Genomic DNA, 26,681 nt, shown 5'->3' on the forward strand with positions numbered 1-26,681 from the left:
AAGAAGTTTTAATCAACACCGCTTCGGTAAAAACACTTCTACATAAACTCACCAGCAACGTCAATAAGATTCTTAATATTTTGTTAAAGTTTCTTAAACTTTCTGTAAAACAACACATTTACAATAAGTTATGAATTACATCCCATTCTTGGCCCTATTAAGGAATCCATACCTCAACGCCATTTTAAAAGAAACATTAATAAAATATTAATATTATTAATAAATAATTAACAAATATAAAATTATATTAACAAAATTGTTGATTAAAAATCACATTTATTAATTAATAGCTATAAATATAGTATTTTATTTGTTTTAAACATATATTTACAATTAATATTATTTCAAGAATATTTATCTTCAGCTCTATTTTAGGAATCACTATGAACGATCATAATATTACAACTTTGCAAAAACGTATTTCATGGGGCAGCATCATTGCTGGCGTGTTTGCTGTTATTGCTGTTTATCTAGCATTAATGATGCTGGGGGCCGCTGTCATTTCCCCTCGCACTTCAGATACGGCTAGTCACATTGGCACTAGTTTTCTTGTCTGGACGATTATTATTACATTAGTCAGCCTTGGCTTAGGTGCCTTTATTGCAGGACGTTTAGCAGGAAGTGATGGTGTTATTCATGGCTTTTTAGTCTGGGCCACTTCTTTTGTTATCAGTGCAATTTTAAGCTCTGTTATTATTGGTGGAGTTATTCAAACTGTTGGATCAGTTGTTGGATCAACTGTTTCTACAACAGGAAATGTAATTGGTGGTCTTGCGTCTGCAACAGGAGGTGGGATTGATAAAACTGCTGATATTGGAAAAAAGATTTTTGGTGAAATGAATATTAACACTAATATTAATACCAATAATGTGGATCAAAATGTCAGAGATGTTTTAGAAAAAACTAATATTCCAACATTACAACCTAATTATCTTAAGAAACAACTTAATGATACTAAAAATGATTTAACACAAACCATCAAAGATATTGGAATGAATCCAAATCAAGCCGATACTTTAATTTCTCAACTAGTAGAAAAATTAAAAAAACGGGGTCAAGCCATCGCACAACCAATTAATCGTGAGCAAATTGAACAAACTATTGCTAGTAATTCTGAATTAAACAACAAAGAAGTGCATAAAGCCGTCGATAATTATATTAATTTATACAATAATACGATGGACGAAGTTCAACAAAGAATTAATAGCCTAGAAGACAATTTGCAGCATGCTAAGCAAAGCTATATTACCTTTAAAAAAGAAGCCAAAGAGAAAGCAGATCAAGCTGCAAAAGTAATGTCTAGTATGGCTTTATGGGGCTTTATTAATCTTGTAATTGGTGCTATTGTAAGTGCATTATTTGGATTATGGGGCACAAGAACACGCAGAGATACAATCTCACAATCTTAAAATATATTTTATATAGACTTATAGTGATAAAAGGGAAATGACTAAATTATTTCCCTTTTATAAATTTAACCAGTTAATTATTTATTATTACAGATTCATAATTATTTTTAATTATTAAAATTTTGAAACCAATCAGTGAAATATCGAATGCCTTCGTCTAATCTAGTTTTTGGTGACCAACCAGTTTTTTTATAAATCGCCGTAATATCAGATAAGGTAGCTTCTATATCTGTATTTGGACGAGTAATACGGTTTATCTTTGCTTTTTTTTGCATACTCTTCTCAAGGCAAGTAATGAGATTTTCTACCTGTTCTTGACGACTATTTCCAATATTATAAATTTCATACCCATCTAAATCAGGACATTCCAGCAAACTGATTAACCCATCAATAACATCACTTATATAGGTAAAGTCGCGTGACAGATTCTCACCTTCATATAGAGTAATCGGTTTATTTTCAGCAATAGCTTTGGCAAAAAGATAATATGCCATATCAGGTCTACCCCATGGGCCATAAACCGTAAAAAAACGCAAACCTGTTTGTTTTAGTCCGTATAAATGGTGATACGTAAAAGATAAAAGCTCGGCAGATTGTTTTGATGCCGCATACACAGAGCTTGGACGATCGACACGATCTTGCTCACTGAAAGGAAGGCGTTTATTTAATCCATACACAGATGACGATGATGCATAGAAAATTCTCTGCAATTTTGGCAAGTGACGTGCCAATTCAAGAATAGTTAAATGGCCTGTGATATTTGTTTGAATATAAGCAAACGGATTTTCTAGAGAATATCTCACTCCAGCTTGAGCCGCGAGGTTAAAGATAATCTTAATATCATGATGTTGTTTGAGGATACTCTCCATTGCAGGTTGATCAGCAATATCCATTTGATAGAAATAAAAATTTTGGAATTGTTTTAATTGATCACAACGGGCTTGTTTTAATAAAGGTGAATAGTAATCATTAAGATTATCTATACCAATCACGGTATTTCCACGTGCCAGTAATGCTTTTGCAAGATGAAAACCTATAAAACCACTGGCCCCTGTTATTAAAAAAACCACATTAACATCCTAGTATAATAATAAACGAATATAAATATATGCCCTTATATGAGGTTATCTTGTTTTAACAAAATATAATTAATTGTCACTGTAAAATTATTTAATAGCAAGATTATTATTATCCATACATAAAAATCGTACATATAGTTATTATATTTCGATTTGAAAATCATCCAATATATAAAGTTTAAATTGAATCACTTAAATATTAGGAAAAGCATCTTATTTTAAATATTTAGATACTAATCTTACCTTCTCTTTTCTATTTTTAAAATGGTATCGACACAAATAATATCTTAATTAAAAAACTATAAACTTTTAATAAAAAACTAAAATGTTAATTATTAGGTTTTTATCTCTAATTTTTTAAAGCGTAACATTCAAAATATTCAATCAATTAATATTATCGATTAGCGTTATGAATATTAATTAATATACAAATATCTTGAATAGTTTATTGTCAAAGTAGCTAAGTTACACTTATACTTTAATATAATTTTTTATAAGGAGTTCTTATTATGCCTAAAAATAAATTACACCCTACTTTAAATAATTTACCCTCTAATACCAAAACAGTTATTGTTCAATTATTAAATGAACGCCTGGCTGATGGTTTGGACTTGGCACTTTTGACTAAGCAAGCACACTGGAATATGAAAGGGCCTCAATTCATCGGCGTTCATGAAATGGTTGATGGATTCCGTGGTGAATTAGATACTTTTAATGATGAAATGGCTGAACGTATCACAGCCCTTGGCGGAACAGCTTATGGTACATCACAAAATATTACCAAAACATCAAAAATTAATCCCTATCCTACTGATATCTATAAAGTAGAAGATCACATTCATGCACTTATCGAACGTTATGGTGTATTTGCTAATGCTGTTCGTAAAGCGATTGATGAATCTGATGAAGCAGGTGATGCCAATACAGCTGATTTATTTACAGGGATTTCTAGAGCACTAGATAAACAATTATGGTTTTTAGAAGCTCATAAACCTGTATAATATAACAAGTTTATTTCACTTGATATCAAAAGAATCTTTATAGTAACTATAAAGATTCTTTTTTGTTTTAGAGCTTATTTCTTTTTAGTTTCTTGCTTAACAACATGTTTATTCATTAATTCTGCCTTGTCAGCCTCAAGTGCAGGACTTTCAATCGTATCTCCTACCTTGATACCTAACTTTTCAGTTATCCCACCTTTAAGCTCTAAAGTTGCGATCACTGCACCATGACTACTAATCGGCGCCAAGCTATATGGAATCGTATTTTCAGCAATAGCTTGAATACGATGATTTGCATCAATAAATACCATATCTAGAGGTACTACCGTATTTTTCATCCACATGCTACTACCTTGCGGGGCTGGCCAAATAAACAACATTCCGCCATTATCAGGAATATTGGTTCTAAACATTTCGCCAACTTCCTGCTCTTGAGGGGTTTTTGCAATTTCAACCGAAAATTCGTGCTTTTGAGCATCTTTAGTTATAATCGTCAAAGGTTGCTTTGCTAACTCAGGTTGAGCTTTCATAATATCATGCTCGATATTTTCAGCTATAGCCAGTGAGCCATATCCAAAACCTACCATCAATACTGACGCTAGCGCTAAATGAATAAAATGCTTTTTCACTTTAAATATATTCCTTTAAATTAAAAACGGGTTATTTAATCTTTCAAAACCAATAGTACTACCAATCCCATGCCCTGGTAATACATATATATCATCGCCTAGGGGAAGTAATTTTTCTTTGATTGTTTTTATAAGTAACCCTTCGTTACCATAAGCAAAATCAGCTCGGCCGATTGTTCCTTTAAATAATACATCCCCTGTGATCATAAAACGCGCCTTAGGCTCATAAAAAACTATGTGACCAGGTGTATGACCAGGAACGTGCAGAACTTCCAAATTAATGCCATCAAAAGAAAGTTTTTCTTTATCATTTAAAAAACGTGTAGGTTTTACATTTTGAGCATTATCTATCTTAGTACCAAAATTAAGTACATCTTGCTGAACTTTATCAAGTAAAAACTGGTCTTCTTGAGAAGGACCTAAGATAGGGATTTCTTTTTGGTATTTATCTTGTAAATAATGTTGTAAGGCTGTGGTAACGCCGACATGATCAAAATGACCATGTGTTAATAAAATTGCTTGTATCTCTATATCATCCGCTTCAATAGCCTGAATAATCAAAGGCAAATCCCCACCAGGATCGCTGACAATACCTTTTTTCAGACCTTGATCCCATATCAACATACAATTTTGACGTAACATTGTTACAGGCATAATCTCTATTCTTAAAGATGCAATTGAAAGAAACAAAAAACGCTCCATATTATTTTAAAAAATTATAATTTTACTTTTAGCATAAACAATACTGTAATCTTCATAAAAAGAATAAAGTATTTCCCTTATCTATCCAATAATAATGAATTTTTAGGTTTATTTAGTCTATTTTCTTATGTTTATTTTGTTGCAGTGTTACATCAAAAAACGACACAACACCTTCAAAAATCTAAAAAAATTAGAATTATCTACATTTTATCTTGACCTAAACAAACCCTGTCCGTATGAAGGATATACATTTCCACAACAATTAAGATTTAAGACTTTATAGGGTTGCCGAATGAAAAACGTCTATGTGCATCGTAATACTAAAACGAAATTTTCCTCATTTCTTTTAATGTTCTCATGTATGGTTGTTTCAACCTCTTATGCACAAGCTAAAACTACACATCATATAACTAAAAAAACTTCTCATCATGCAAGCAAAAGCGCTCATGCACAAAAAGTTTCTTTAAAAAGTAAAAGTAGCCACAGCGCAAAAAAAAGCCATTTTAAAACCCGTAAAGTAAGCTATAGACATAGAAGTGGCAGACATGGTGGTAATGTTATCCAATGTGTAGCGTTTGCACGCTCTGCCTCTGATGTGCAATTATCTGGTAATGCAGGAAATTGGTGGTCTAATGCAGCAGGCGTCTACGATCGTGGAAATGCTCCAGAACCAAACAGCGTTCTAAGTTTCCGCTCAACACGCAAGATGCCTTATGGACATGTTGCTGTTGTTACAAAAGTAATTGATTCTAGAACAGTCATTATCGATCAATCACATTGGGCACAAAGAGGTATAAGCCGAGATACTCCTGTAATTGACGTATCTCCTAACAATGACTGGACTGCAGTTCGTGTTGCTACGAATGGCGATAAAAGTAATTTTGGAAGTATCTATCCAACACATGGATTTATTTATCCAAATAGTGGTCGTGTACAAAATGTTACTGCTAAACGTAAAGCGCCAAACAAAAATATCAAAACATGGTCAGCTGATGCAGCAACAACCAAAGGATACTCTAAAGTTCAAACCCAAGTGGCTTTAAACCCAAATGTATCTGATGATTTCTTTGCTGACGCACCAGATCGTTCAATCAAATAATATCCATACATTTAAGGACGTCCTTGTCGATGATAAGGATGCCCTTGTAAAATGCTTTGTGCCCTATAAATTTGTTCAGCAAGTAAAATACGAACAAGCATATGGGGCCAAGTTAAGCTTCCCAAGGATAAAACCAAATCAGAACGTTGAATGGCAGCATGATGCAACCCTTCAGCCCCTCCGATTAAAAAAGAAATAGGTCTGGATTCATCAATCCATTTTTGCATGATATTCGCAAAAACAAGACTACTGTAATTTTTCCCACCCTCATCAAGGCTGATGACAACCGAACGATTAGGCACAGCACTTAACAAGGCTTGTGTTTCTTTATATTTGGTTTCTTCTGGACCGCCTTTTGCTTCACCAACTTCTATAATCGAAAGTTTAGGGCGAATCCGTTTAGAATAACGATCCACAAGTTCAAGTTCAGCTTTCTGCCGCATTTTACCTACGGCAATAATCGAAAACATTATTCTTGAGGTTCTTCGCTTAATTTTTCCGCAGATTGTGGTGCATCTGTAATTTCTACATTCCAGATTTTCTCAATATTATAATATTCACGTGCTTCTCCACGGAATAAATGGACAATAATATCGCCGGCATCCAATAAAACCCAATCCGCACTTTTCTCCATCGTTACTTTTTTAATACCATTTTCAAATAATAATTTATCCAAATGGGTTGCCATTGCAAGGATTTGACGGTCTACTTGACCTGTTGCGATAATCATACGATCTGCAAAAGAAGCCTTGCCAACCAAATCAATAACAATGACGTTATCGGCTTTGTCATCTTCCAAAGACTCTACCATCAATGCAACGACTTGATTTAATTTGGCTTCATCTAAAACAGACACTCTTTTAACAGCTTGCTCTGGACCTGTTTGCACGACTTCTTTACGTGAAATCTGTTCATTCATATAAGTTTATTCCTTTTTAATCTTACTTAACTTAGGCGTTTTAATCATTGTTGGCGTTGTTGTCTTAACGCGGTTGCTGAAATACTGTTCTCTGGTGCTGGAACAAAAACCCATGCTGGTGATTGCAAATCAGCCAACATTGTCGCACAACGAGACGGCAACCTAGCTCTTCGAGCCCATTGTGCTGCCTGTCCATTTAATGCACTATATATATAAGATGGTCTTGGGAAAACTGCCATAGGCACAATCTTTAATATTTCTTTCCAATGCGACCATAAAGCCATTTGGGCCAAACCATCTGCGCCCATCAACCATACAAAGTTGCAGCAAGGGAAACGTTGTTTTAATAAACGAATCGTATCACAGCTATACCGTGTATGTAATCTGCATTCGATATCGGTGGGAATGATTTTTCTACCTGTTACGCGTTCTTTAGCCATTTGAAAGCGTTCTTTAAATGGTGCCATCTCTTTTCCGACTTTCAAAGGGTTCCCAGGCGATACCATTAACCACACTTGGTCAAGTTGAAGAAATTTTAATGCACGATTAGCAAGCTGTAAATGTCCTTCATGGATTGGATTAAACGATCCACCAAACAACCCAACGCGTATATTCCTGCGATCCCCCCAAGTCGGTATTGATATCATCTAGGCGCGCACCTGACCATCACCATACACTTCATAACGATAGCTGGTTAATTGTTCGATTCCAACAGGGCCTCTGGCATGAAGTCTGCCTGTTGCAATCCCAATTTCTGCCCCAAACCCGAACTCTCCACCATCACAAAACTGCGTCGACGTATTGCGCATGACCACAGCACTAGGGACAGAATCCATAAAATATCGAACTGATTTATCGTCTTCGGACAGGATTGCTTCGGTATGACCACTGCCATACTTCACGATATGGTGGATGGCTTCATCAATATCTTTGACAACAGCAACGGATAATACGGCATCCAACCATTCCGTAGCAAAATCCTCATCAGAAGCACGTTCGATTTTTTGAGATATCTTACATGCAGCTTGATTACCTACAAAACGACAGCCAAGTTTTTGCAAATCAGATACTAGGATCGGCAATAATTCCCCTGCTATTGCTTGATCAATCAAAAGCGTTTCTGTTGCGCCACAAATCCCAGTGCGACGCATTTTAGCATTTACTAACACGCTACGTGCTTTGTCAAAATCAGCTTTTTCATGGATATACGTGTGGCATAAACCCGCAGCATGTGCCAACACAGGAACTCTTGCTTCTTGTTGGACAAATTTAATCAGCGAGTATCCCCCTCTGGGAATAATCACATCAATAACACCAACCGCATGCAACATATCCATAACATGTTGACGGTTACTGTCAGGAGGCATCGCAACGGAATCAGGATTTAACCCCGCATCAATCAATCCTTGTTGCATTGCTTTGTGAATCGCCATAGAGGTTAAATGCGTTTCTGACCCACCACGCAGAACAATCCCATTGCCTGATTTAATACAAATGCCAACAGCATCGGCACCGACATTTGGACGACTTTCGTAAATCATCCCAACGACACCTAAAGGCACAGAAACGCGTTTAAAATGCAACCCGTTCGGCCTATCCCAACTGGCCAATTCTTTACCTAAAGGGTCTGGTAGCTCGGCGATGTTCTCTAAACCCTTAGCCATCGCTTCTAAACGTTCATGAGTTAGAGTCATACGATCTTTGAATGCCGCTGACACATCAGCTTTTGCGACCTCGTGAGCATTCACCATCAAAATCTCTATTTCAGCAGCACGTAATGCTTTGGCTGCACAGCGTAACGCTTGGTTACGCTGCTGAATATCGGTACGCGCCAATTGATAAGCAGCATCTCTGACTTTTTGTGCAAGCTCTGTAATTGTTTGCACCGAATTTGAACTGACAGAGACCATCGTTATATCTTTCCTTGGCAAGCCATACATCTAAAATCGATTATTTTACTAGTAAAGCAAATTATACATTGAAACGGAAGAGTAAAACGTCACCGTCTTTGACAATGTATTCTTTACCTTCGATACGTGCTTTACCAGCTTCTTTTGCACCAGTTTCACCTTTATACTGAACGAAATCATCATAAGCAATCGTTTCACAAGCAATAAAGCCACGTTCAAAGTCATTATGAATCACAGCCGCAGCTTGTGGTGCTTTGGTGCCCTTAGAAATCGTCCAAGCTCTGGTTTCTTTGGGACCACAAGTAAAATAGGTAATTAGATTTAACAAATGGTAGCCCGCTGCGATCACACGATCCAGACCGCTATTTTCCAATCCTAATCCAGAAAGGAATTCCATTTGATCTTCTTTACCCAACTGGCTTACTTCGGCTTCAATATCAGCAGAAACAATCACAGCCTCGGCACCTTGTGCTTTGGCCATTTCCAGCACCTTGGCTGAATATGCATTACCAGTCGCTGCGGATTCTTCCTCAACATTACATACATATAAAACTGGCTTGCTGGTTAAAAGCTGTAAACGCGAAATAGCTGTTTCTTCACCTGCTGGAATGACATCACGCACGGGTGTGCCATCTTGCAAAGCTTTGATTAAAGGTTCTACCAAAACCAAAGTTGCTTGAGCTTCTTTATCATTTCCACGGGCTCTTTTTTGCAACGCAATCATGCGTTTCTCAAGGCTTTCTAAATCCGCAATCATCAATTCGGTTTCAATGATTTCTGCATCCCGAATAGGATCAACAGAGCCCTCTACATGGGTAATATCATCATTATCAAAGCAACGTAATACATGGATAATTGCATCGACTTCACGAATATTCGCTAGAAACTGATTACCAAGACCTTCCCCTTTGGAAGCCCCTTTAACCAATCCAGCGATATCTACAAATTCTAAACTGGTTGGAATAATTTGTTTAGAATTCGTAATTTGTGACAAAATATTCAACCGTGTATCTGGCACCGCCACACGACCAACATTAGGCTCAATTGTGCAAAATGGATAATTTGCTGATTGTGCTGCAGCAGTTGCGGTTAATGCATTAAAAAGAGTGGATTTTCCAACATTTGGCAATCCAACAATACCACAATTAAACCCCATGTTGTTTTACTCCTTGGTTAACAACGCAATTTTAGACATATAAGCATCCCAGTTTTTAGCAACCAGTAATGGAGATGCTTGTGCGGCGGCATCAATGAATGGCTCAAGCCATTCCTGATCTTGTTTGGAAAAATTACTTAATACATAACCAGCTACTCGCGCTTTGTCCCCAGGGTGACCTATACCCAAACGAACACGCCAATAATCTTGATTACCCATCATTTTATCAATAGAACGCAAGCCATTATGACCAGCAGCCCCCCCACCTTTTTTAATGCGTATACGCCCAGGTTGAAGATCAAGTTCATCATGAAAAACAATTAAATTATCCAACGGGATTTTATAAAAAGCAATTGCTGGTTGAACACTTTCCCCCGAAAGATTCATATAAGTCATTGGTTTTAACAAAAGGATTTTTTCACCTTCTATGGTGCCTTCGGCAATTTCCCCACGAAAACGCTTACGCCATGGGGAAAAACCATGGCGTTGCGCAATTCGATCGATCGCCATAAAACCAATATTATGGCGATTTGCCTGCATTCCAGACTCGGGATTACCAAGCCCAGTCAACAGTAACATGATCTATTCTTTCATTAATTAAAAGAAGATTACTCTTCAGAAGCTGCTGCTTCTGTTGCTGCTTCAGCTGTTTCGCCTTCTGCACCTTCAGCTGCTTCATCTTCAACTTCAACAGCAATTGTTGGAGCAGAAATGCTAGCAATCACGAAATCTTCTTCATTTTGATTGGTATGGGTAACATTTTCTGTTCCCTTTAATTGTGACCAACTGATGGTATCATGAATATCTAAACCAGTAAGATCAGCAACAAATGCTTCTGGAATATGATCAACGTCACAGTTAATTTCAACAGAGTGATATACAGTATTTAAAACGCCATCACGTTTGAAACCTGGGCATTCATCTTCACCAATAAAGTGAACAGGAATTTCAACACGGATATGTTGACCAGCAACCATACGTTGGAAATCAACGTGTAATGGGCGGTCTGTTACTGGATGCATTTGCACAGAGCGCATTAATGCAACTGATGTTTTTTTACCATCAACAAGGATTTGGTACAATTGAGAACGCCAAGAACCGTGTAATTCACGCATAATTAAGCGTGGGTCGATTGCAATCATTACAGGTTCAGATTTACCACCATAAACCACGCCAGGGACAAGACCTTCACGACGTGTTGCGCGCGCTGCCCCCTTACCAGCCTTCGCACGCATTTCAACATTTAACTCTACAAATTTTTTCGCTGCCACTTTAAAAAGCTCCTTGAATATAAAAGGCAAAACAATAAGCACCAACCTCCAGGGGTGTTCGTGCAAATTATCCTTTAACGAAAAAATAAAGAAAAAGCAAATATCTTTATATAAGATTTCTTTTTTATCGTCTTCTTCGTTTTCATTCGGTGGAGGAAGGAGTTTATGAGGTCTTGTCGCGGATTTGAGACTGGGTTATTTTTTGGTACAGAATTGGCGAATTAACAAAGAAGCGGATTATTTAATCCGAAGAGAATTTGAATGAAATTAATTTAGTCTTTGATCATCCATTTTCCTTTGAATCCAATTCCTTTTTCATTCAGAGAATGGCTTCATATCCTTTGAGTGTTTTTTAGCTGTGTAAAAAAGACGCAATCACAATTCCTTGGTATAACCTTCTTTAATCTGAAATGATCTTTTTCTATGCGCTGTTGTAAGGATTTCTTTGTCTCATGAAGACAATGATTAGGGAGTATAGCCTCTTTCTTCATGGTCTGTATGATTTTTGGAAAAGGAAAAGCATCAGTGCCTACATGGGTTGGTGCAAAAAGCGTACCTTCTTTGAATGCTTTTCCAAAGAAGCGTTGAGCTGCCTGTATATTACGCCTTGCTGTAAGCTAGAAATCAATCAAAGTGCCATCCTTATCTATAGCTCTATATAGATATTTCCAATTACCTTTGACTTTGCTATAGGTTTATCCACTCTGATCGCACCACAATACTGCTTTCTAAAACCTCTCAAGCGTTTTTCTAATAGGAGAGCATAATAACTGTAAAGAGCAAACGATTTAACGTGCTATAATCAACACTTACACCCCCGTTCTAAGGAGAGTTCTACAATATCTCCATAGCTTAAGGAATAGCGCAAATTCCAATTGATCGCTTGAGTAATCATCAATCCATTAAAGTGACGATCTTTAAAATCATCTTTGGATCTTAAAATAAATTTCTTTCGTAATTTAATAAGCATCGTCCGTTCTTAAATATCAACACTACATTCATACTTATAGCAGATAATGCACTACACTCTAAATTTGAGACAAGACATTTATTCTTTAGTACTACTTTCCCAATTGGCATGATATACATCTTTTCGTTTGCTCAATGCTTTTACGACTTCCTCAATTTCTTCTTTATCAATTGCTGTACTAATTAAAGTAGCCACGAGTTCCACACGATCGTCAGAAAGATCAAAAAATTCGACATCACTTACAGGATATTGTGCTTTTTCCAATAGATCCACCACCAATTCACGCAATATTGGAGCTGCCTTCCGATCAACACTTAAGCGTATTTCAAATGTTGATTCACCCGTTTCCTCGTTAAGAGGGATACGATTGATGGCATTTGCTAAGCGGCGTAAAAATGTATTCCCAAAAATAACAAAAAAAGTGAGTGTTACTGCTTCAGTTACCATATTCCCACCTGCGCAGCAACCGACAGCAGCAGAACACCATAATGTCGCGGCAGTATTTAAACCACGTACATTCATGCCCTCTTTCATGATGACACCAGCACCAAGAAAACCTATCCCAGAAACGACATAAGCTATAACACGAACCGCCTCAACATTTCCCCCCATACGCTGACCAAGATCAACAAAAGTAGCTGCACCAATTGCAACCAGCACATTTGTACGTAACCCCGCAGTTCTTTGACGATATTGACGTTCAGCGCCTATTAAAGTTCCTAGAACAAAAGCAATCAGCAGCGACAACGTCGTATCATAAAAAGCTACAAAGGAAAAATTTTGTATGAATTGCATTGTGACATTGCCTTTTCTATAAACTTTAATGACTAAATTTTTATTTTTTCAATGAAACGACAAAAGATAAAACCGCAAGAAGATAATTTTACAGTTTTATAAAATCAATAGATACTATCAAATTATTAAGTTTTTATAAACTTATGTACAAGAAAGAAAACTGTAAAATATCTAAATGGTTCAAAGCGAGAGTATGATCGCTTTAACATCATACCCTCTCTTGCAAGAATTATAATTTTGTTTATTAGAACCATTGACCAAATTTACGGATATATAATGTTTTCATACCCTGTGCAACACAGCAATAGGCAAATAATGTAGCAACAAGCCAAGGGAAATAAGACCAAGGAAGTGGTTGTAAGCCTATGAAATGACCAAGTGGTGAAAACGGAATATAAATGCCAAGTATCATCACTGATCCCGTCATTAATAGCACTGGTAAAGCCGCTGTGCTTTGAAAGAAGGGGATCTTTTGCGTCCGTAACATATGAACAACAAGTGTTTGTGACAAAAGCCCTTCGATAAACCATCCAGATTGAAATAATGATTGCATTGCAGACGTATTGGCACCAAAAACAAACCACATCAATGCAAAGGTGGTAATATCAAAGATTGAGGATGTTGGCCCGATGAACAACATAAACCGACCAATATTTCGTGCACTCCATTTTCGTGGTTTTGCTAAAAACTCTTTATCCATTTTATCCCAAGGAAGAGATAATTGCGAAATATCATAAAGTAAATTTTGCAAAAGCAGATGAATAGATAACATAGGTAGGAATGGGATAAAGGCACTTGCAACCAAAACGGAGAACACATTGCCAAAATTTGAGCTTGCCGTCATATTAAGATATTTCATGATGTTACCAAAAGTTTCACGCCCCTTGATAACGCCTTCTTCCAACACCATAAGGCTTTTTTCCAATAAAATAATATCGGCAGATTCTTTTGCAATATCGGTACCGCTATCCACTGATATACCCACGTCCGCATCTCGTAGTGCAGGTGCATCATTTATACCATCCCCAAGAAACCCAACCGTATGCCCATTAGCTTGCAATGCCTTAAGAACTTTTGATTTTTGCAAAGGTGATAGTTTTGCAAAGACCGTACGTTGTTCGACTTCTTGCTGTAATTGCTGTTCAGTCATTGTCTCTACATCACGCCCCAAAAGCACTTCTCCGGGCTCTAGACCAACTTCACGACATACTTTTGCGGTTACAATAGCGTTATCACCAGTCAATACTTTTACACCAACACCGTTTGCACGCAGAGCGGCAATTGCTGGTCGGGCAGTTTCTTTTGGTGGATCAAGAAAAGTAAGAAATCCTTCAATAATAAGGTCTTTTTCAAAAGCAGCACTATAAAGTTCCGCTTTCTCATTTTCCGCAAAAATTCTTGATGCAACAATCAGAACGCGAAAACCGTCTTCGTTATAGCTCTGAGAGAGCGACAGAAGTTTCGCTTTTGTTGCCTCGTCAAGTTGTTGTAACCGATCGCCTTCTCTTACGCTTACGGATACAGCGAGCATCTCTTCAACAGCACCCTTACATACAAGAAGATGCTGATTATCGGTATCTTCTAATATAATAGAAAGGCGGCGACGTTGGAAATCAAAAGGAACCTCATCAATCTTACGATAGGCACGAATTACAGTGTTGTGGTTGAATTTTTTACCAAAATATACAACAGCCTGATCCATAAGGTTACGCATACCGCTCTGATGGACAGAGTTCAACCATGCAAGCTCAAACACACGATTATTTGTTTTACCTTCAAAGTCGAGGTGATGTTCAAGAATAATTTTATCCTGCGTCAATGTTCCCGTTTTATCGGTACAAAGAATATCCATAGCACCAAGATTTTGAATGGAGTTCAGCCTTTTGACCACTACCTTGCGTCGTGCCATGGAAACTGCACCTTTTGCAAGATTAGAGGATACAATTAAAGGCAACATTTCTGGTGTCAAACCGACTGCCACAGCTACAGCAAACAAAAACGCTTCAAGCCAGTCGCCTTTTGTCAATCCGTTGATAAAGAAAACAATCGGAACCATTACCAGCATAAAACGAATAAGCAGCCAACTGACGGAATTAACACCTCGGTCAAAAGCAGTTTGTGCACGTGAACCAACAATAGACTTAGCCAGTGATCCAAAATATGTCCTAGGTCCAGTAGAGACAACTAATGCGCGCGCTGTACCGCTTACTACATTTGTTCCCATTAAACAGATATTCGGCAAATCTAGCAGGTCCATTTGATCTTTTACGACTTTTCCTGCATTTTTTTCAGCCACGGCGCCCAAAGTATCATATTTTTCAACAGGCAAAGATTCACCAGTTAATACAGCTTGAGAGACAAAAAGATCACGTGAATCAATCAACCTGATATCAGCAGGAATCATATCACCAGCAGATAAATGTACAATGTCACCTGCAACGAGCTCACGCATTGGAATTTCATGCATTACAGGTTCGGAACTATTATTATCACGACGCAACACTGTAGCAGTTGTGCGCACCATCGCTTTTAACGTTTCGGCCGCTTTGTTAGAGCGATATTCTTGCCAGAAACGTAAAATACCACTAATCAATACCATCGTGACAACGATGATAACACCAGTCAGGTCAGTTTCCTCACCTGCACGAAATGGCAGCCAAAAGTCAGTGTAAAACTGTATCGCTGCAAGCATCATCAAAACGCCTATAAAAGGGTTTTTGAAAGCCAATATAAGCTGTATTATAGCATGGGGTGGTCGATCATGAGCGACTTCGTTTGCACCATCATTGGTTAATCTTGACGCAGCTTCCAAGGTTGTTAATCCGTCCAAACTCGCATTGACGTTTAATAAACTTGTTTCTAATTTGTTTTGTGCCTCACGAACAACACGCATGGAAAGGGAGTTCTTTTTCGGGGGCGTTATTTGTTTATTATCATTGATATCGCTCATGGCAATATTCTTTCCTGTTGCATAAACAGCAACAAGAACGACGATCAATATTTATACTATGATCGTTATGTTTGTGCTGTTTATTTCGACTAAATTCATTATCATGTTATCTGTTTTCAACGGCTGACAACACAAATACGTGGTATCAGCCTTCGTACTGTAAGGATCGTCCATATTGCCCCCCTTGTTCAAAATGAAACTCTTAAAATTATGTCTACAAGACACTGCTTATTTCGCACTAGGGAGATATAAAAACAATTATCTATTTTGATATAAAATATATACTTTGGTATATATTTTCCTATGCAACATACAGTTGCCATTCATTGGCAATTGAAAAAATTCTGAATAAAAACAATCTTATTTACGCTGATATTCTCTTTTGTTTTATAATATCCATGCTCATAATACGAATGCGTGGGTGCTGTTTTATGTTTATAATCGAAAAAAATTATTGGTAATAAATCAAACGTAATCCACACTAAGTTAAGGAATATTCAACTGAAGTTACACATCATAATAAAGAGTGTTATACTTATTTTAATTTTAACGACTATTTTCATTTTTGATACATTATCGAGATTGGAAATAGCAGCTGCAGTATTCTATATTGCTGTGATACTGGTCGGGGCACGTTTTACTTCGGCAAAAGGCGTTATAGTTTTGTGCTCTATCTGTACTTTACTAACGGTTGTTTCGTTCTTTTTAACGACAAAAGGACTGTTTGAGACTGGACTGATTAATTGTATTATCGCTCTGTCAGCATTATATTTGACGACCTACATTATTTTACGTACACAAGTGGCAGAAAACAATGCAATTAATGCAACATATCAAATGACGCGCATAGCGCGTATCCAGAGTCTAGGAGAACTAACTGCATCAATTGCTCATGAAATTAATCAACCACTAGCAGCAACAACTGCTAGTGCAGATGCCTGTCGAAATTGGTTAATGCGTGATAAACCAGATATTAACCGCGCTATTCAGGCATTGGAACGAATTAGGCGCGAAACGCGCAGGGCTTCTGAAGTCGTTGAAAGAATTCGTCGTCTTTCAAAGAATGAGATAACGCAAAAAGAAATATGTGATCTAAACGATATTGTATCTGATACGCTAGCGCTTTCAAACGCACTTATTGAACATCACGATATTGAGTTAACTTGGAACCGATATGATGCTCCCCTTATAGTTCACGTAGATAAAGTACAAATGATGCAAGTTATAGGAAACCTATTTCTTAATGCTATTGAGGCATTGCAACCACGCCTTGTTACAGAACGTTTTATAACAGTAAAAACTTTTACTATGAATGCTCAAGCTTGTTTCAGGATGACTGATACAGGTGTTGGACTAAGTGAAGAGGATATAAAACATATTTTTGATGCATTTTGGACTAAACGTGATGGAGGTACTGGACTTGGATTGACGTTATGCAGGGCTATAGTTGAAGCACATAAAGGGATTATTTCCGCAAGACAAAATTCCCATGGTGGTGCTATATTTGAGATCATATTACCGTGTAAAATAAACAAAGAAAGTAACAATAGTGGAGCCTAAACTGGTTTATATAATCGATGATGATATGTCCGTGCGTGACGCTCTTGATGACTTACTAGCTTCTGTCGATATTGAGACACGCAGTTTTGACAGCGTTGAAAGTTTCTTACAATCTGAAAAAAATCCTATTTTATCCTGTCTTATACTGGATGTGCGTATGCCAGGACAAAGCGGTATGGATTTCCAACATAAAATGCAAAAAAATGGTTTAGACATACCCGTTATATTTATTAGTGGTCATGGTGATATTCCAATGTCGGTCACGGCAATTAAACGTGGTGCAATAGATTTTTTGAGTAAACCCTTTCGCGAACAAGATATACTTGAAGCTATCTATCGCGGTTTCGAAGTCAGCCGTGAAAAAATAAAACAACACGAAGAACGCAACCATATTGAGAAAATATATAATTCACTCAATGCTGGTGAAAAGGCAGTAGTTTCATTCTTAATCAAAGGGCATCTGAATAAACAAATAGCAGCAGAACTCAATGTCAGTGAAATAACGGTTAAAGTACGTCGTGCTAATATTATGCAAAAAATGCAAGTTAAATCGTTTGCTGATCTTATACGTATGGGAATAGAAATAGAAAAGATGCTTTTAGAGGGATCGTTGCAAATTTAATATTCTAATATGATTATTTTAGAACAAGATGTTCGTGTTGGTTATATTACCTTGAATGGTTGGAATTTACTAAATTTATACTAAAATAAAAGACCAATAAAAATATTTATGCAGAGCTATGGATAAAAAAAGAAACTTCAATTTATTTGTTACTAACAATCAAAAATTATACAAGTAGTTTGATTTTTGGTCTTGTCGCAATTTTGAGACCAGATTATATTTTGGTATAGAATTGATGAATTAGTGAGGAGGCAGATTATTTAATTCAAAGAGCTTTTAAATGAAGTTAATTTAGTCTTTGATCATCCATTTTCCTTTGAATCCAAGTCTTTTTTTACCCAGAGAATGACTTCATATCCTTTGAGTGTATTTCTAGCTGTGCACATAGACTAAAAACACCCATTCCTTGCTTTAACAATCTTTAATCTAAAATGACCTTTTTGGGGCTATCGAAAATCCTGACTAAGTGGATTGGAACATTCATAATGTTCATCATAATGTTTTTTATACTCGTGTATTGTATTTATTATAAGAGACATTCCGTCTAATATACCTTGTGATATTTTTCATCCATCTAAAAATCTTACCTCTTATAATACAACAAATATAATCAACAGAATAACTACAACTTATAAAAAAGCTGCTTATATTTCTATAAGCAGCTTACTCTAAAATTTTACCCTAAAGGCAACGCATGTAACTCCCAAGCCTTTCCTCCATTTTCAGGAGGGCGGGCACACATGGGTTGGGCATTGGCTAATCGAACATTGGCTTTTAAGCCCATTAAGTGGCGCAATGCACGAAAAATACCCCCATGAGCAACAATTAAAACAGTGCCATTTTGTGCTTTGCACATCGAACGATTAACCGCCTCAGCAACACGATTACTTAAAACCGCAAATGGTTCTCCATTTTCAGGGGTAAACGTCCCAGCAATCCAATCATCATACCATGGCCCCATAGGTTGTGCCTCTTCAACCCCAAAGCACACTTCTTTTAAACCATCATCCAATTCAATCGGCAACTTGATGCCTGTTTTTTTATGAATAATATCCGCTGTCATTTCAGCCGTTTTACGCGCACGCCCCAAAGGAGAACTTACAATCTGAGTAATTGGCAACTCTAAATGATCCCAATGATTAGCAATCGCACTGCCGGCAGCCACCGCTTGAGATAAGCCAACCGTATTCAACGGAATATCGGTGCGACCTTGAGATAAATTGCGCGCATTCCAATCTGTTTGGCCATGGCGTAAATACCAATAGGGACGAGTAAGTAAAGCTGTCATTACAAAATACCTTTATCTATTTAAATGAATTAATCAAACAAAGAAGAAACAGAGCTTTCATCCGCAACTGCACGAATGGCTTTGCCCAATAAATTATTAAGTGGAATTTGGCGAATTTTTGTCGCTCTACGAACAGCATCTGTTTTGATAATACTGTCCGTAATAACCAATTCACCCAAAACAGAATTTTGGACTTTCTCAGATGCACTTCCAGAGAGAACACCGTGGGTAACATATGCATCCGTTGCCTCGGCACCTGAATTAATCAATGCTTGAGCAGCATTACAAAGAGACCCACCACTGTCAATTATATCATCAACTAAAATACAATGACGTCCCTCAACATTACCAATCACATTCATCACTTCGGATACACCAGCACGCTCACGACGTTTATCAATAATTGCCAAATCAACATCTAGACGCTTTGCCAATTGACGGGCTCTGACCACTCCACCTACATCAGGGGATACAACCAACAAATTGCTTTTCCCTGCATATTTTTTCTTTATATCTTGAGTAAACAAAGGAGCTGCATAAAGATTATCAACAGGAATATCGAAGAACCCTTGGATTTGCCCAGCGTGTAAGTCCAACGTTAAAATGCGTCCAGCGCCTGCTTCAACTAGTAAATTAGCCACTAATTTTGCACTAATTGGAGTTCTGGGACCAGATTTGCGATCTTGCCGAGCGTAACCAAAATAAGGCATTACCGCTGTAATACGTCGTGCTGACCCGCGTCGCAGTGCATCCAGCATAATGAGTAATTCCATTAAATTATCATTTGTTGGATAGCTGGTGCTTTGTACGGCAAACATATCTTCACCACGTACATTCTCGTAAATCTCTACAAACACCTCTTTATCTGCAAAACGCTGAACAGATGCATCACATAACGGCATCTTTAACTCAGCAGCCACAGCTTCTGCTAGTGGGCGATTACTATTCCCAGAAATAATTTTCATTCACGCAACTCCAATATCCATAAGGTCTTTATTTTTAAATCTAGTTATCATTTTACATTGTTTTTTGTAAATCTGGTGGAGCCAATAAAGGACCCTGTGTCTTTTCACCATTTGTAGGCAACGGTTTTACATTTCGTTCAGAATGATTGTTAATAATACGTTGAACGGCTCCTGCTGCTTCTTGTCCAACAGCTGCACCAACATCGCCCCAATATACATCCAAACTATGTGCAGGAACATCATTTATTTGAAAAGCTTTCCCTGCTTCTTTTCCCTTAGCATCAACAATACGCCATACAATTTCAACATGCTGAACTGGATTTCCACGTGTTCCAGCTGCTCCAGAGGTCAATTTAACAATGCAATTGACAATATAATCTGCTTTTTCTTTTTTTAATTGAATAGCATTTGATTTATCCACAAAAGAAGCCACGAACTGTCTGGAAATGGTTTTATTCCCATCACCAGGTGCTCCCGTTACACCTTCAAAGTAAACCTGTGCTGGACGATTTTTTAAACTATGAGGATCTGCTGCCATCACGCGAGCCTCTAATCCTTTTAGTACGTCTGTAACCATAGGAGCTGTTTGCTCAGCAACTTGAGCGAGAATAGCCTCATTCCCACTAGACCAATCCTGAGCCGATACTGGCATCATCTGACGCGTTGCAGCAACCTTACCATCTGGAGCAATAATACTAAATTGTGGTGTTACCATACCATCTTTAGAATTTGCTTTCATCAATAACAGCCATTCCCCTTTTTGAGCAGGACCAACAACTGGCGGTAACGTCTGATCTGTCATCACTTTGACCAAATCTTGTGCCAAAGTTGCAGAATCTTTATCGGTTAATAAAGCTTCTGTAGGCACTGGCACAATCAGCCTTGTCGGTGGAGGTGCCGTTAATTTCCCACCAACCCCTGATTGTTTTTCAAAAGGATGAGGAACCTGGACACATCCAATCAAAGGAATTAATACCAGCAAACTTAATCCCACTTTGAAAAGCGATGTTCTTTGAATATGCATATTTATTCTTACCTTTTACTACAAGCAATTGCTGAGATTTGATGCCCCAAAGGACCACCACCCGCCAAAGTCCGACGACGATGACTAAAAAAATGTGTTTCATCCCCCAGCGTGTCCCGACCAAGCAAAGCTGCAATTGCCACGCGCCGTCTTCTTAAGCGATCAACACAATAATGTCCCAAATCAAAAAGGTACTGATCATCTGTTAACTGTTTAAAAAAAACCCCTCCATGAGGATCTTGCTCTAATACTTGATGCTTCATATCCTCTTTGACTTCATAACGTGATCCGTCAATACAGGGTCCAATAACCGCTATTATTTCATTTGTTTTCGCACCCAGAGCCTCCATTTGCGTAACGGTCTCTTCTAAAATACCACCAGAAGCACCCCGCCATCCTGCATGAGCAGCACCAACAATACGACCATCAAACGTACTAAATAAAACCGGCCCACAATCGGCGGTTAAGACACTGACCGCAACATCAGGATCGTCAGTAACCCCACCATCCACTTCACAACGTTCACAATTATCTTTGGTAACATGAATAACTTTGGTGCTATGCACCTGCATGCCACCCCACAAATAATTATCCTTAACCCCCATATCCTGAGCAACACGATGTCTGTTTTCAGTAATATATTCTGAATTATCCTCGGTTTTAATCCCACAATTTAAAGACGCATAGCCCCCTTGGGAAACGCCTCCCAATCGTGTAAAAAAACCATGCCGAACTTTGTCTTTAAGCAAAGAATGGCGAATAACCAAAAGTTCAGCACTCATTTATTGTTCTTCCTTTTTTAATTCAAACGCTGGAGGGGGAGGTATATCAGGATGCGCAATTGCTAACACTTTAAAGAGATCCCCCATTTCACTAGGGTCACTTAAACGATAAACAGCTTCAGAAAGTTGCTGTTGCTGTTCCATACTGGCATGTGCCGCCAACATTTTTGCTCTGATAATTAATCCAAGTTGTTTTAAAAATTCACCTTGGGTCTGAATACCAAAAGCCTGCGCATCTGTTGATATCACGATTTCTTTTAATGCCAAAAAATCTATATGAGCGGTAAGGTCTGCCTCACCTGGATGAACAAATGGAGACGTTTTCTCTCCATTTGCAATGGCTTGCATTGTATCTCCCCAAACTGAACTGGCATAACCATAATCAATAAACAAAGCAGCCCCACCGTCATGGCACAATCTTTTGGCAAGATTTTTAACAATATCCTGCCCGACTTCACAAACTTCTACAACATCCCCATTTTGAACAGGACGTTGGAATATGGGTGCTTCTGGTAAGGTTTCTATTGGAATTTGGATGATCTGTTCTTGATCAACATAACGTTCCACCCATTGATCACTACCTATTTTAACAAATTGACGAATGGGTAAGGCGTCTAAAAACTCATTTGCTACTATGATCATCGGTTGGTTAGGTGTTTCGTCAATCGTATTATACCAACCAACCGACAGCTCTGTATGATCGGCAATCGCCTCTTTTTGGATTTGACGTAACCGTTGAGACGTTTCCACAAAAATAACATGGCATTTTTGATAAATATCAGGAGCCACCCGACGGATAACGCGCAGCATATCCGCCATTAACGTGCCACGACCTGGACCTAACTCTACTAACGCGATCTGTTCATAGGCTGGCATAGAACGAATAACCGCGATCTCCCAGGCAGCTATTAACTCTCCGAACATCTGAGAAATTTCAGGAGCAGTAATAAAATCGTCAAAAGGATTTTTTCGTCCATAATAGGCAGCGTTAGCAGCTGCCATAAAGTGATCCAGTCTAACGGGTTGACCCTTAGTCATTCTGAACCACTAATCCCTTGAGTTTAGGCAAGCGATATGATTGCCAAATAAAATATGCCCCAGCGATCAACATTGGAATACTCAAAATTTGCCCCATGGTAATCCCACTAAAAATAAATCCTAGGAAATCATCGGGTTCACGGAACATTTCACATATAATACGTGCAATTCCATAACCAAGCAAAAATATGCCAGAAAGAAATCCAGCATGTTCACGAATATAACGGCGATGCACCAAAATCATCATAATCGTAAATAAAATAAACCCTTCTAATAATGCTTCATACAGTTCTGAAGGATGTCTGGCACTTACAACGTTTGGATATATCATACGCCATGGTAACCAATCCGGTGCTGGACGGCCAATCAACTCGCCATTAATAAAATTAGCCAATCGCCCTAGCCCAAGACCCAAAGGCACAACCGTTGTCACGCGGTCTGAAAATCCAAGGAAGCTCAACTGGTATTTGCGAGTGAATAAAATGAGAGCAATAATAACACCTAACGCCCCACCGTGAAACGACATGCCGCCATGCCAAACTTTCAAAATCTCTATAGGGTGTGGCAAATAATATCCTGGTTGATAAAACAAGCAATATCCAAGCCTGCCACCAAATATAACCCCAAGCGTTGCCCAAGTAAGAAAGTCGTCCACTTGCACTTTGGTAGCAACAATTGGATCTTTGCGCACTAAACCACGTACCAAAACCCAGCCCAGAATTAAGGCTGTAACGTAGGCCATTGCATACCAACGAATGCCAAACGGCCCAATTTGTAACATCACAGGATCAAAATGGGGATAATACAAAGGGCCAAACATGAAATTAATTATCTTTCATCGAAATGATTAAAAAACCAGCACTTTAAAGGTAAGAATCTGATTTAAGCAAGTAGTCTTGGATATATTGTCCTATTCCATCCTCAAGCGAGGTGAAAGGCTTGATATAGCCTGCTTTTCTAATTTTTTCCATATGGGCTTGAGTAAAATATTGATATTGCCCTTTTAATGCATCTGGCATTTCAACAAAATCAACTTTTTTACTGACATTCATTGCATCACAAACCGCATAAGCAAGATCTAAATACGTTCTGGCCTGACCCGTTCCACAATTATAAATACCACTAATAGCCTTTGGATTCTCAAGGAACCATAAAATCATATCAACCACATCCCCAACCCAAATAAAGTCACGCGCCTGACCTCCGTCAGCTAAATGAGGCTGATCAGATTTAAAGAGTTTTGGAGCTTTGCCATTTTGAATATCGTCAAATTTGACTTTGACAACAGAAATCATTTTCCCTTTATGATATTCATTCGGGCCGTAAACATTAAAAAACTTCAGTCCTACCCATTGCGGAGGACAAGGTTGATTGGTTCTAATCATTTTCAACACTTGTGTGTCGAACACTTGCTTAGACCATCCGTATAAATTTAAAGGTTTTAACTGATAAACAAAATTATGATCATCTCTGAACTCAGAAACCTTGTTAGCGCCACCATATGTCGCAGCAGAAGATGCGTAAATAAATCTAACCTCACGTTCAGCACACCATTGCCATAATTTCATCGATAAATCGACATTGGTTTGCCATACTAAATCACCATCCTTGGCTGTCGTTTCGCTGATTGCTCCTAGATGAACCACTGCAGTAACATTTTGTGCTGTTTCCAAGAATTCATCTAAATATTCTGGTGCAATTACATAATCAGGGGCATGTTTAGCAATATTACGCCACTTGCCTTGATCACCCAACCAATCCACAATGACTGTATCTTCTTTTAACGCCCACAATTTTGCTTGTAAGCAAGAACCAATAAAACCAGTCGCGCCTGTAATAATAATCATATTTTTTTCAAATTCAGAGATTTATTAAGTGAAAAACCAAAGACAAATTTACAAAAATCATGATACCTAGCTATAATCAATTATACTAGTCTCTATATTCGCTTTTTTAACTAGGAGTAAAAATCATGCCTGATCCTAAAAAAATATTTGGTGATGCCTCTAAAGCTACTGGCAGTGCTTTTTCTGTTTTAGGTGGAATCAAAGAAGAAATCTCTGGCATTGTCAAAGGACGTGTTGATGAGGTTTTATCAAGTTTACATCTTGTCCGTCGTGAAGAGTTTGACATTGTCACCGAAATCGCCAGTCGCACTCGCTCTGCTCAAGAAAAACTAGAAGAGCAAGTTGAAAATCTAGAAAAACGCATTGCACGACTGGAAAGCAAACAAAATAACGACTGATCTCTGTCGTTTGAAACCCTTTTAATGCCAGTCGCACTATTCCAATTTTGAAAGGATTCTATTTCATGAATTTCATTGAATGGAAGGATTTTGAAAAAATTATCATGGTTGCTGGCACGATTATAAAAGTCGAAACATTCCCAGAAGCTCGAAAACCTGCCTATAAAGTATGGGTAGATTTCGGGGCTTATGGTGAACGCAAAACGAGTGCTCAGATCGTCAGGCTCTACAGTAAAGAAGAACTTATAGGCAAACAAATCATCGGAGTGATTAATTTCCCAGAAAAACAAATTGGCCCATTTCGGTCTCAATTTTTATTAACAGGATTTGAAACAGATCAAGGAATTGTGATTTCTACCATTGAACGCCCCGTGCCTAATGGGACAAAAATCTCTTAACGCCATCTCTGTTTCACGTTAAGATAATTATAGTATTCCAAATATTTTATTTAGACCTAAGGAAATTATAATGGCGAACTTACCTCCTATTTTACTGGTTGGATGTGGGCATATGGGCCATGCAATGCTGCATGGATGGTTAAAAAAAGGACTGGATCCCTCAGTGATTGTCCATCGTCATGATCTAGATTTACCTTCTCCTCATCAACATGTGCGATCTATTGATGAAATCTCCAAAGATTTCCACCCCAAAGCCATCATTTTGGCCATGAAACCCGATCAAGCTACAGAAATCATTCCTTCTTTATCTCCTTGGACAAAAAATGCTGTTATCCTGTCTGTATTGGGTGGACGTAATCTAAGTTGGTTAAAATCTCAGTTCGGAGATACTCAAGCAGTAATCCGCGTTATGCCTAACACGCCTTCTGAACTTGGATTAGGAATGACTTCAGTCGTTGCTGGCTCTACGGTTACCAAAGAGCAAAAACAACTAACCGATGCCCTGTTGCTTGCTATTGGTCAGGTTGCCTGGTTACCAACTGAAAAAGATATGGACGTTGCCACCGCTATTGCAGGCTCAGGTCCTGCATATATTTTCTTGCTCGCTGAATTATTACAAAAAGTCGGTGAAGAAAAAGGCCTTTCCAAAGATCTGGCCCGCTTACTGGCTAGGCAAACCGTTGTTGGATCTGCTGCTTTACTTGGAAAATCTGATAAAGAATCAGAAGATTTACGCAAAGCAGTAGCAACCCCTGGAGGCATTACCGAACAAGCAATAAATATTTTAATTGAATCCAAGGCCTGGCCAGAATCTTTATCCAAAGCAATTCAAGCCGCAGCTGATAGATCTAAAGAAATGTCTTCCTAAG

At 38.0% G+C, this 26,681-nt stretch carries 27 protein-coding genes and 1 pseudogene; 8 read left to right on the forward strand and 20 right to left on the reverse strand.

Going from position 1 to position 26,681, the window contains the following annotated elements:
• Positions 1-383 precede the first annotated feature (383 nt).
• Complete coding sequence (locus QMN76_RS08915; protein ID WP_282024406.1) at positions 384-1,409, forward strand: hypothetical protein; 1,026 nt, start codon at positions 384-386, stop codon at positions 1,407-1,409.
• A gap of 107 nt (positions 1,410-1,516) precedes the next feature.
• Here QMN76_RS08915 and QMN76_RS08920 read toward each other — a convergent pair whose 3' ends face one another.
• The gene (locus tag QMN76_RS08920) at positions 1,517-2,479 is read right to left on the reverse strand and encodes an SDR family NAD(P)-dependent oxidoreductase (RefSeq protein WP_282024407.1); all 963 of its coding nucleotides are present in this window, start codon (positions 2,477-2,479) and stop codon (positions 1,517-1,519) included.
• A 515-nt stretch (positions 2,480-2,994) separates the two neighbouring features.
• Here QMN76_RS08920 and dps point away from each other — a divergent pair.
• On the forward strand, positions 2,995-3,489 hold the full coding sequence (dps, locus tag QMN76_RS08925; RefSeq protein WP_371827981.1) for a DNA starvation/stationary phase protection protein Dps: 495 nt from the start codon (positions 2,995-2,997) through the stop codon (positions 3,487-3,489).
• Positions 3,490-3,563: 74 nt separating this feature from the next.
• On the opposite strand, the gene QMN76_RS08930 is transcribed toward dps, so the two are convergent.
• Together QMN76_RS08930 and QMN76_RS08935 are read right to left on the reverse strand one after the other, a co-directional pair.
• Entirely contained in the window at positions 3,564-4,076 is a 513-nt protein-coding gene (locus QMN76_RS08930) for a DUF192 domain-containing protein (RefSeq protein ID WP_084051600.1), read from the reverse strand.
• 57 nt (positions 4,077-4,133) lie between these two features.
• Positions 4,134-4,808 carry an MBL fold metallo-hydrolase gene (locus tag QMN76_RS08935; protein ID WP_235176853.1) on the reverse strand — a complete coding sequence of 225 codons (675 nt, stop codon included), beginning with the start codon at positions 4,806-4,808 and terminating at the stop codon, positions 4,134-4,136.
• Positions 4,809-5,181: 373 nt separating this feature from the next.
• On the opposite strand from QMN76_RS08935, the gene QMN76_RS08940 reads away from it, so the two are divergent.
• On the forward strand, positions 5,182-5,919 hold the full coding sequence (locus tag QMN76_RS08940) for a CHAP domain-containing protein (protein WP_034340671.1): 738 nt from the start codon (positions 5,182-5,184) through the stop codon (positions 5,917-5,919).
• A gap of 11 nt (positions 5,920-5,930) precedes the next feature.
• On the opposite strand, the gene QMN76_RS08945 is transcribed toward QMN76_RS08940, so the two are convergent.
• The 10 genes and pseudogenes from QMN76_RS08945 to mgtA form a co-directional block, all read right to left on the reverse strand.
• On the reverse strand, positions 5,931-6,389 hold the full coding sequence (locus tag QMN76_RS08945) for a 23S rRNA (pseudouridine(1915)-N(3))-methyltransferase RlmH (protein ID WP_282024408.1): 459 nt from the start codon (positions 6,387-6,389) through the stop codon (positions 5,931-5,933).
• Positions 6,389-6,838, reverse strand: coding sequence for a ribosome silencing factor (gene rsfS / locus QMN76_RS08950; protein ID WP_282024410.1), 450 nt, complete (start codon positions 6,836-6,838; stop codon positions 6,389-6,391). Before rsfS ends, QMN76_RS08945 begins: the two co-directional genes overlap by 1 nt.
• Positions 6,839-6,882: 44 nt before the next feature.
• On the reverse strand, positions 6,883-7,485 hold the full coding sequence (locus tag QMN76_RS08955; protein WP_034340310.1) for a nicotinate-nucleotide adenylyltransferase: 603 nt from the start codon (positions 7,483-7,485) through the stop codon (positions 6,883-6,885).
• Positions 7,486-8,748 carry a glutamate-5-semialdehyde dehydrogenase gene (locus tag QMN76_RS08960; RefSeq protein WP_282024412.1) on the reverse strand — a complete coding sequence of 421 codons (1,263 nt, stop codon included), beginning with the start codon at positions 8,746-8,748 and terminating at the stop codon, positions 7,486-7,488. It lies immediately after the preceding gene.
• A 61-nt stretch (positions 8,749-8,809) separates the two neighbouring features.
• Complete coding sequence (ychF, locus tag QMN76_RS08965) at positions 8,810-9,904, reverse strand: redox-regulated ATPase YchF (RefSeq protein WP_034340316.1); 1,095 nt, start codon at positions 9,902-9,904, stop codon at positions 8,810-8,812.
• A gap of 6 nt (positions 9,905-9,910) precedes the next feature.
• Positions 9,911-10,483 (reverse strand): aminoacyl-tRNA hydrolase, encoded by a 573-nt coding sequence (gene pth, locus QMN76_RS08970; protein WP_034340319.1) that lies wholly within the window; start codon positions 10,481-10,483, stop codon positions 9,911-9,913.
• Between the two features lie 29 nt (positions 10,484-10,512).
• On the reverse strand, positions 10,513-11,175 hold the full coding sequence (locus QMN76_RS08975) for a 50S ribosomal protein L25/general stress protein Ctc (protein ID WP_084051590.1): 663 nt from the start codon (positions 11,173-11,175) through the stop codon (positions 10,513-10,515).
• A gap of 272 nt (positions 11,176-11,447) precedes the next feature.
• Positions 11,448-12,145: pseudogene (locus QMN76_RS11020) on the reverse strand (IS6 family transposase).
• 78 nt (positions 12,146-12,223) lie between these two features.
• Positions 12,224-12,940: an MgtC/SapB family protein gene (locus QMN76_RS08980; RefSeq protein ID WP_282024414.1), complete on the reverse strand. Its 717-nt coding sequence runs from the start codon at positions 12,938-12,940 to the stop codon at positions 12,224-12,226.
• A 244-nt stretch (positions 12,941-13,184) separates the two neighbouring features.
• A complete protein-coding gene (mgtA, locus tag QMN76_RS08985; RefSeq protein WP_282024416.1) occupies positions 13,185-15,938 on the reverse strand; it encodes a magnesium-translocating P-type ATPase in 2,754 nt (917 codons plus the stop codon).
• A gap of 534 nt (positions 15,939-16,472) precedes the next feature.
• On the opposite strand from mgtA, the gene QMN76_RS08990 reads away from it, so the two are divergent.
• The gene (locus QMN76_RS08990; RefSeq protein ID WP_282024417.1) at positions 16,473-17,450 is read left to right on the forward strand and encodes a sensor histidine kinase; all 978 of its coding nucleotides are present in this window, start codon (positions 16,473-16,475) and stop codon (positions 17,448-17,450) included.
• Complete coding sequence (locus QMN76_RS08995; protein WP_282024419.1) at positions 17,440-18,072, forward strand: response regulator transcription factor; 633 nt, start codon at positions 17,440-17,442, stop codon at positions 18,070-18,072. The genes QMN76_RS08990 and QMN76_RS08995 overlap by 11 nt, the downstream gene beginning before the upstream one ends.
• Before the next feature lie 676 nt (positions 18,073-18,748).
• On the opposite strand, the gene QMN76_RS09000 is transcribed toward QMN76_RS08995, so the two are convergent.
• Genes QMN76_RS09000 through rfaD form a run of 7 tightly spaced genes read right to left on the reverse strand, consistent with a single transcriptional unit; the run spans position 18,749 to position 25,016 of the window.
• On the reverse strand, positions 18,749-19,360 hold the full coding sequence (locus QMN76_RS09000) for a histidine phosphatase family protein (RefSeq protein WP_034340330.1): 612 nt from the start codon (positions 19,358-19,360) through the stop codon (positions 18,749-18,751).
• Between the two features lie 29 nt (positions 19,361-19,389).
• Positions 19,390-20,325: a ribose-phosphate pyrophosphokinase gene (locus QMN76_RS09005; protein WP_034340332.1), complete on the reverse strand. Its 936-nt coding sequence runs from the start codon at positions 20,323-20,325 to the stop codon at positions 19,390-19,392.
• A 52-nt stretch (positions 20,326-20,377) separates the two neighbouring features.
• Entirely contained in the window at positions 20,378-21,349 is a 972-nt protein-coding gene (locus QMN76_RS09010) for a hypothetical protein (RefSeq protein ID WP_282024424.1), read from the reverse strand.
• Between the two features lie 8 nt (positions 21,350-21,357).
• Entirely contained in the window at positions 21,358-22,131 is a 774-nt protein-coding gene (pgeF, locus tag QMN76_RS09015; RefSeq protein WP_282024425.1) for a peptidoglycan editing factor PgeF, read from the reverse strand.
• On the reverse strand, positions 22,132-23,169 hold the full coding sequence (locus QMN76_RS09020; protein WP_282065985.1) for a class I SAM-dependent methyltransferase: 1,038 nt from the start codon (positions 23,167-23,169) through the stop codon (positions 22,132-22,134). It lies immediately after the preceding gene.
• Complete coding sequence (lgt, locus tag QMN76_RS09025) at positions 23,162-23,989, reverse strand: prolipoprotein diacylglyceryl transferase (RefSeq protein WP_282024429.1); 828 nt, start codon at positions 23,987-23,989, stop codon at positions 23,162-23,164. Before lgt ends, QMN76_RS09020 begins: the two co-directional genes overlap by 8 nt.
• A gap of 43 nt (positions 23,990-24,032) precedes the next feature.
• Positions 24,033-25,016: an ADP-glyceromanno-heptose 6-epimerase gene (rfaD, locus tag QMN76_RS09030; RefSeq protein WP_282024430.1), complete on the reverse strand. Its 984-nt coding sequence runs from the start codon at positions 25,014-25,016 to the stop codon at positions 24,033-24,035.
• Between the two features lie 125 nt (positions 25,017-25,141).
• Here rfaD and QMN76_RS09035 point away from each other — a divergent pair, with 125 nt between their 5' ends.
• The 3 genes from QMN76_RS09035 to proC all read left to right on the forward strand — a co-directional run bounded on the left by QMN76_RS09035 (position 25,142) and on the right by proC (position 26,680).
• Positions 25,142-25,414 (forward strand): accessory factor UbiK family protein, encoded by a 273-nt coding sequence (locus QMN76_RS09035; protein WP_034340346.1) that lies wholly within the window; start codon positions 25,142-25,144, stop codon positions 25,412-25,414.
• 65 nt (positions 25,415-25,479) lie between these two features.
• Entirely contained in the window at positions 25,480-25,812 is a 333-nt protein-coding gene (locus tag QMN76_RS09040; RefSeq protein WP_282024434.1) for a tRNA-binding protein, read from the forward strand.
• Positions 25,813-25,882: 70 nt separating this feature from the next.
• Positions 25,883-26,680 (forward strand): pyrroline-5-carboxylate reductase, encoded by a 798-nt coding sequence (gene proC, locus QMN76_RS09045; protein ID WP_282024436.1) that lies wholly within the window; start codon positions 25,883-25,885, stop codon positions 26,678-26,680.
• Position 26,681 lies beyond the last annotated feature (1 nt).

It is taken from the genome of Commensalibacter papalotli (ex Botero et al. 2024) (genome assembly GCF_947179115.1).
Classification (GTDB): domain Bacteria; phylum Pseudomonadota; class Alphaproteobacteria; order Acetobacterales; family Acetobacteraceae; genus Commensalibacter; species Commensalibacter papalotli.

What these genes read in the sequence shown, in the direction of transcription:
- QMN76_RS08915 (WP_282024406.1), top strand. Translation starts at nt 384, where the DNA reads ATGAACGATCATAATATTACAACTTTGCAAAAACGTATTTCATGGGGC.
- QMN76_RS08930 (WP_084051600.1), bottom strand. Translation starts at nt 4,076, where the DNA reads ATGGTAGGTTTTGGATATGGCTCACTGGCTATAGCTGAAAATATCGAG.
- QMN76_RS08940 (WP_034340671.1), top strand. Translation starts at nt 5,182, where the DNA reads ATGGTTGTTTCAACCTCTTATGCACAAGCTAAAACTACACATCATATA.
- QMN76_RS08945 (WP_282024408.1), bottom strand. Translation starts at nt 6,389, where the DNA reads ATGTTTTCGATTATTGCCGTAGGTAAAATGCGGCAGAAAGCTGAACTT.
- rsfS (WP_282024410.1), bottom strand. Translation starts at nt 6,838, where the DNA reads ATGAATGAACAGATTTCACGTAAAGAAGTCGTGCAAACAGGTCCAGAG.
- QMN76_RS08955 (WP_034340310.1), bottom strand. Translation starts at nt 7,485, where the DNA reads ATGATATCAATACCGACTTGGGGGGATCGCAGGAATATACGCGTTGGG.
- QMN76_RS08960 (WP_282024412.1), bottom strand. Translation starts at nt 8,748, where the DNA reads ATGGTCTCTGTCAGTTCAAATTCGGTGCAAACAATTACAGAGCTTGCA.
- ychF (WP_034340316.1), bottom strand. Translation starts at nt 9,904, where the DNA reads ATGGGGTTTAATTGTGGTATTGTTGGATTGCCAAATGTTGGAAAATCC.
- pth (WP_034340319.1), bottom strand. Translation starts at nt 10,483, where the DNA reads ATGTTACTGTTGACTGGGCTTGGTAATCCCGAGTCTGGAATGCAGGCA.
- QMN76_RS08980 (WP_282024414.1), bottom strand. Translation starts at nt 12,940, where the DNA reads ATGCAATTCATACAAAATTTTTCCTTTGTAGCTTTTTATGATACGACG.
- QMN76_RS09000 (WP_034340330.1), bottom strand. Translation starts at nt 19,360, where the DNA reads ATGACAGCTTTACTTACTCGTCCCTATTGGTATTTACGCCATGGCCAA.
- QMN76_RS09005 (WP_034340332.1), bottom strand. Translation starts at nt 20,325, where the DNA reads ATGAAAATTATTTCTGGGAATAGTAATCGCCCACTAGCAGAAGCTGTG.
- QMN76_RS09010 (WP_282024424.1), bottom strand. Translation starts at nt 21,349, where the DNA reads ATGCATATTCAAAGAACATCGCTTTTCAAAGTGGGATTAAGTTTGCTG.
- pgeF (WP_282024425.1), bottom strand. Translation starts at nt 22,131, where the DNA reads ATGAGTGCTGAACTTTTGGTTATTCGCCATTCTTTGCTTAAAGACAAA.
- QMN76_RS09020 (WP_282065985.1), bottom strand. Translation starts at nt 23,169, where the DNA reads ATGACTAAGGGTCAACCCGTTAGACTGGATCACTTTATGGCAGCTGCT.
- lgt (WP_282024429.1), bottom strand. Translation starts at nt 23,989, where the DNA reads ATGTTTGGCCCTTTGTATTATCCCCATTTTGATCCTGTGATGTTACAA.
- rfaD (WP_282024430.1), bottom strand. Translation starts at nt 25,016, where the DNA reads ATGATTATTATTACAGGCGCGACTGGTTTTATTGGTTCTTGCTTACAA.
- QMN76_RS09035 (WP_034340346.1), top strand. Translation starts at nt 25,142, where the DNA reads ATGCCTGATCCTAAAAAAATATTTGGTGATGCCTCTAAAGCTACTGGC.
- QMN76_RS09040 (WP_282024434.1), top strand. Translation starts at nt 25,480, where the DNA reads ATGAATTTCATTGAATGGAAGGATTTTGAAAAAATTATCATGGTTGCT.
- proC (WP_282024436.1), top strand. Translation starts at nt 25,883, where the DNA reads ATGGCGAACTTACCTCCTATTTTACTGGTTGGATGTGGGCATATGGGC.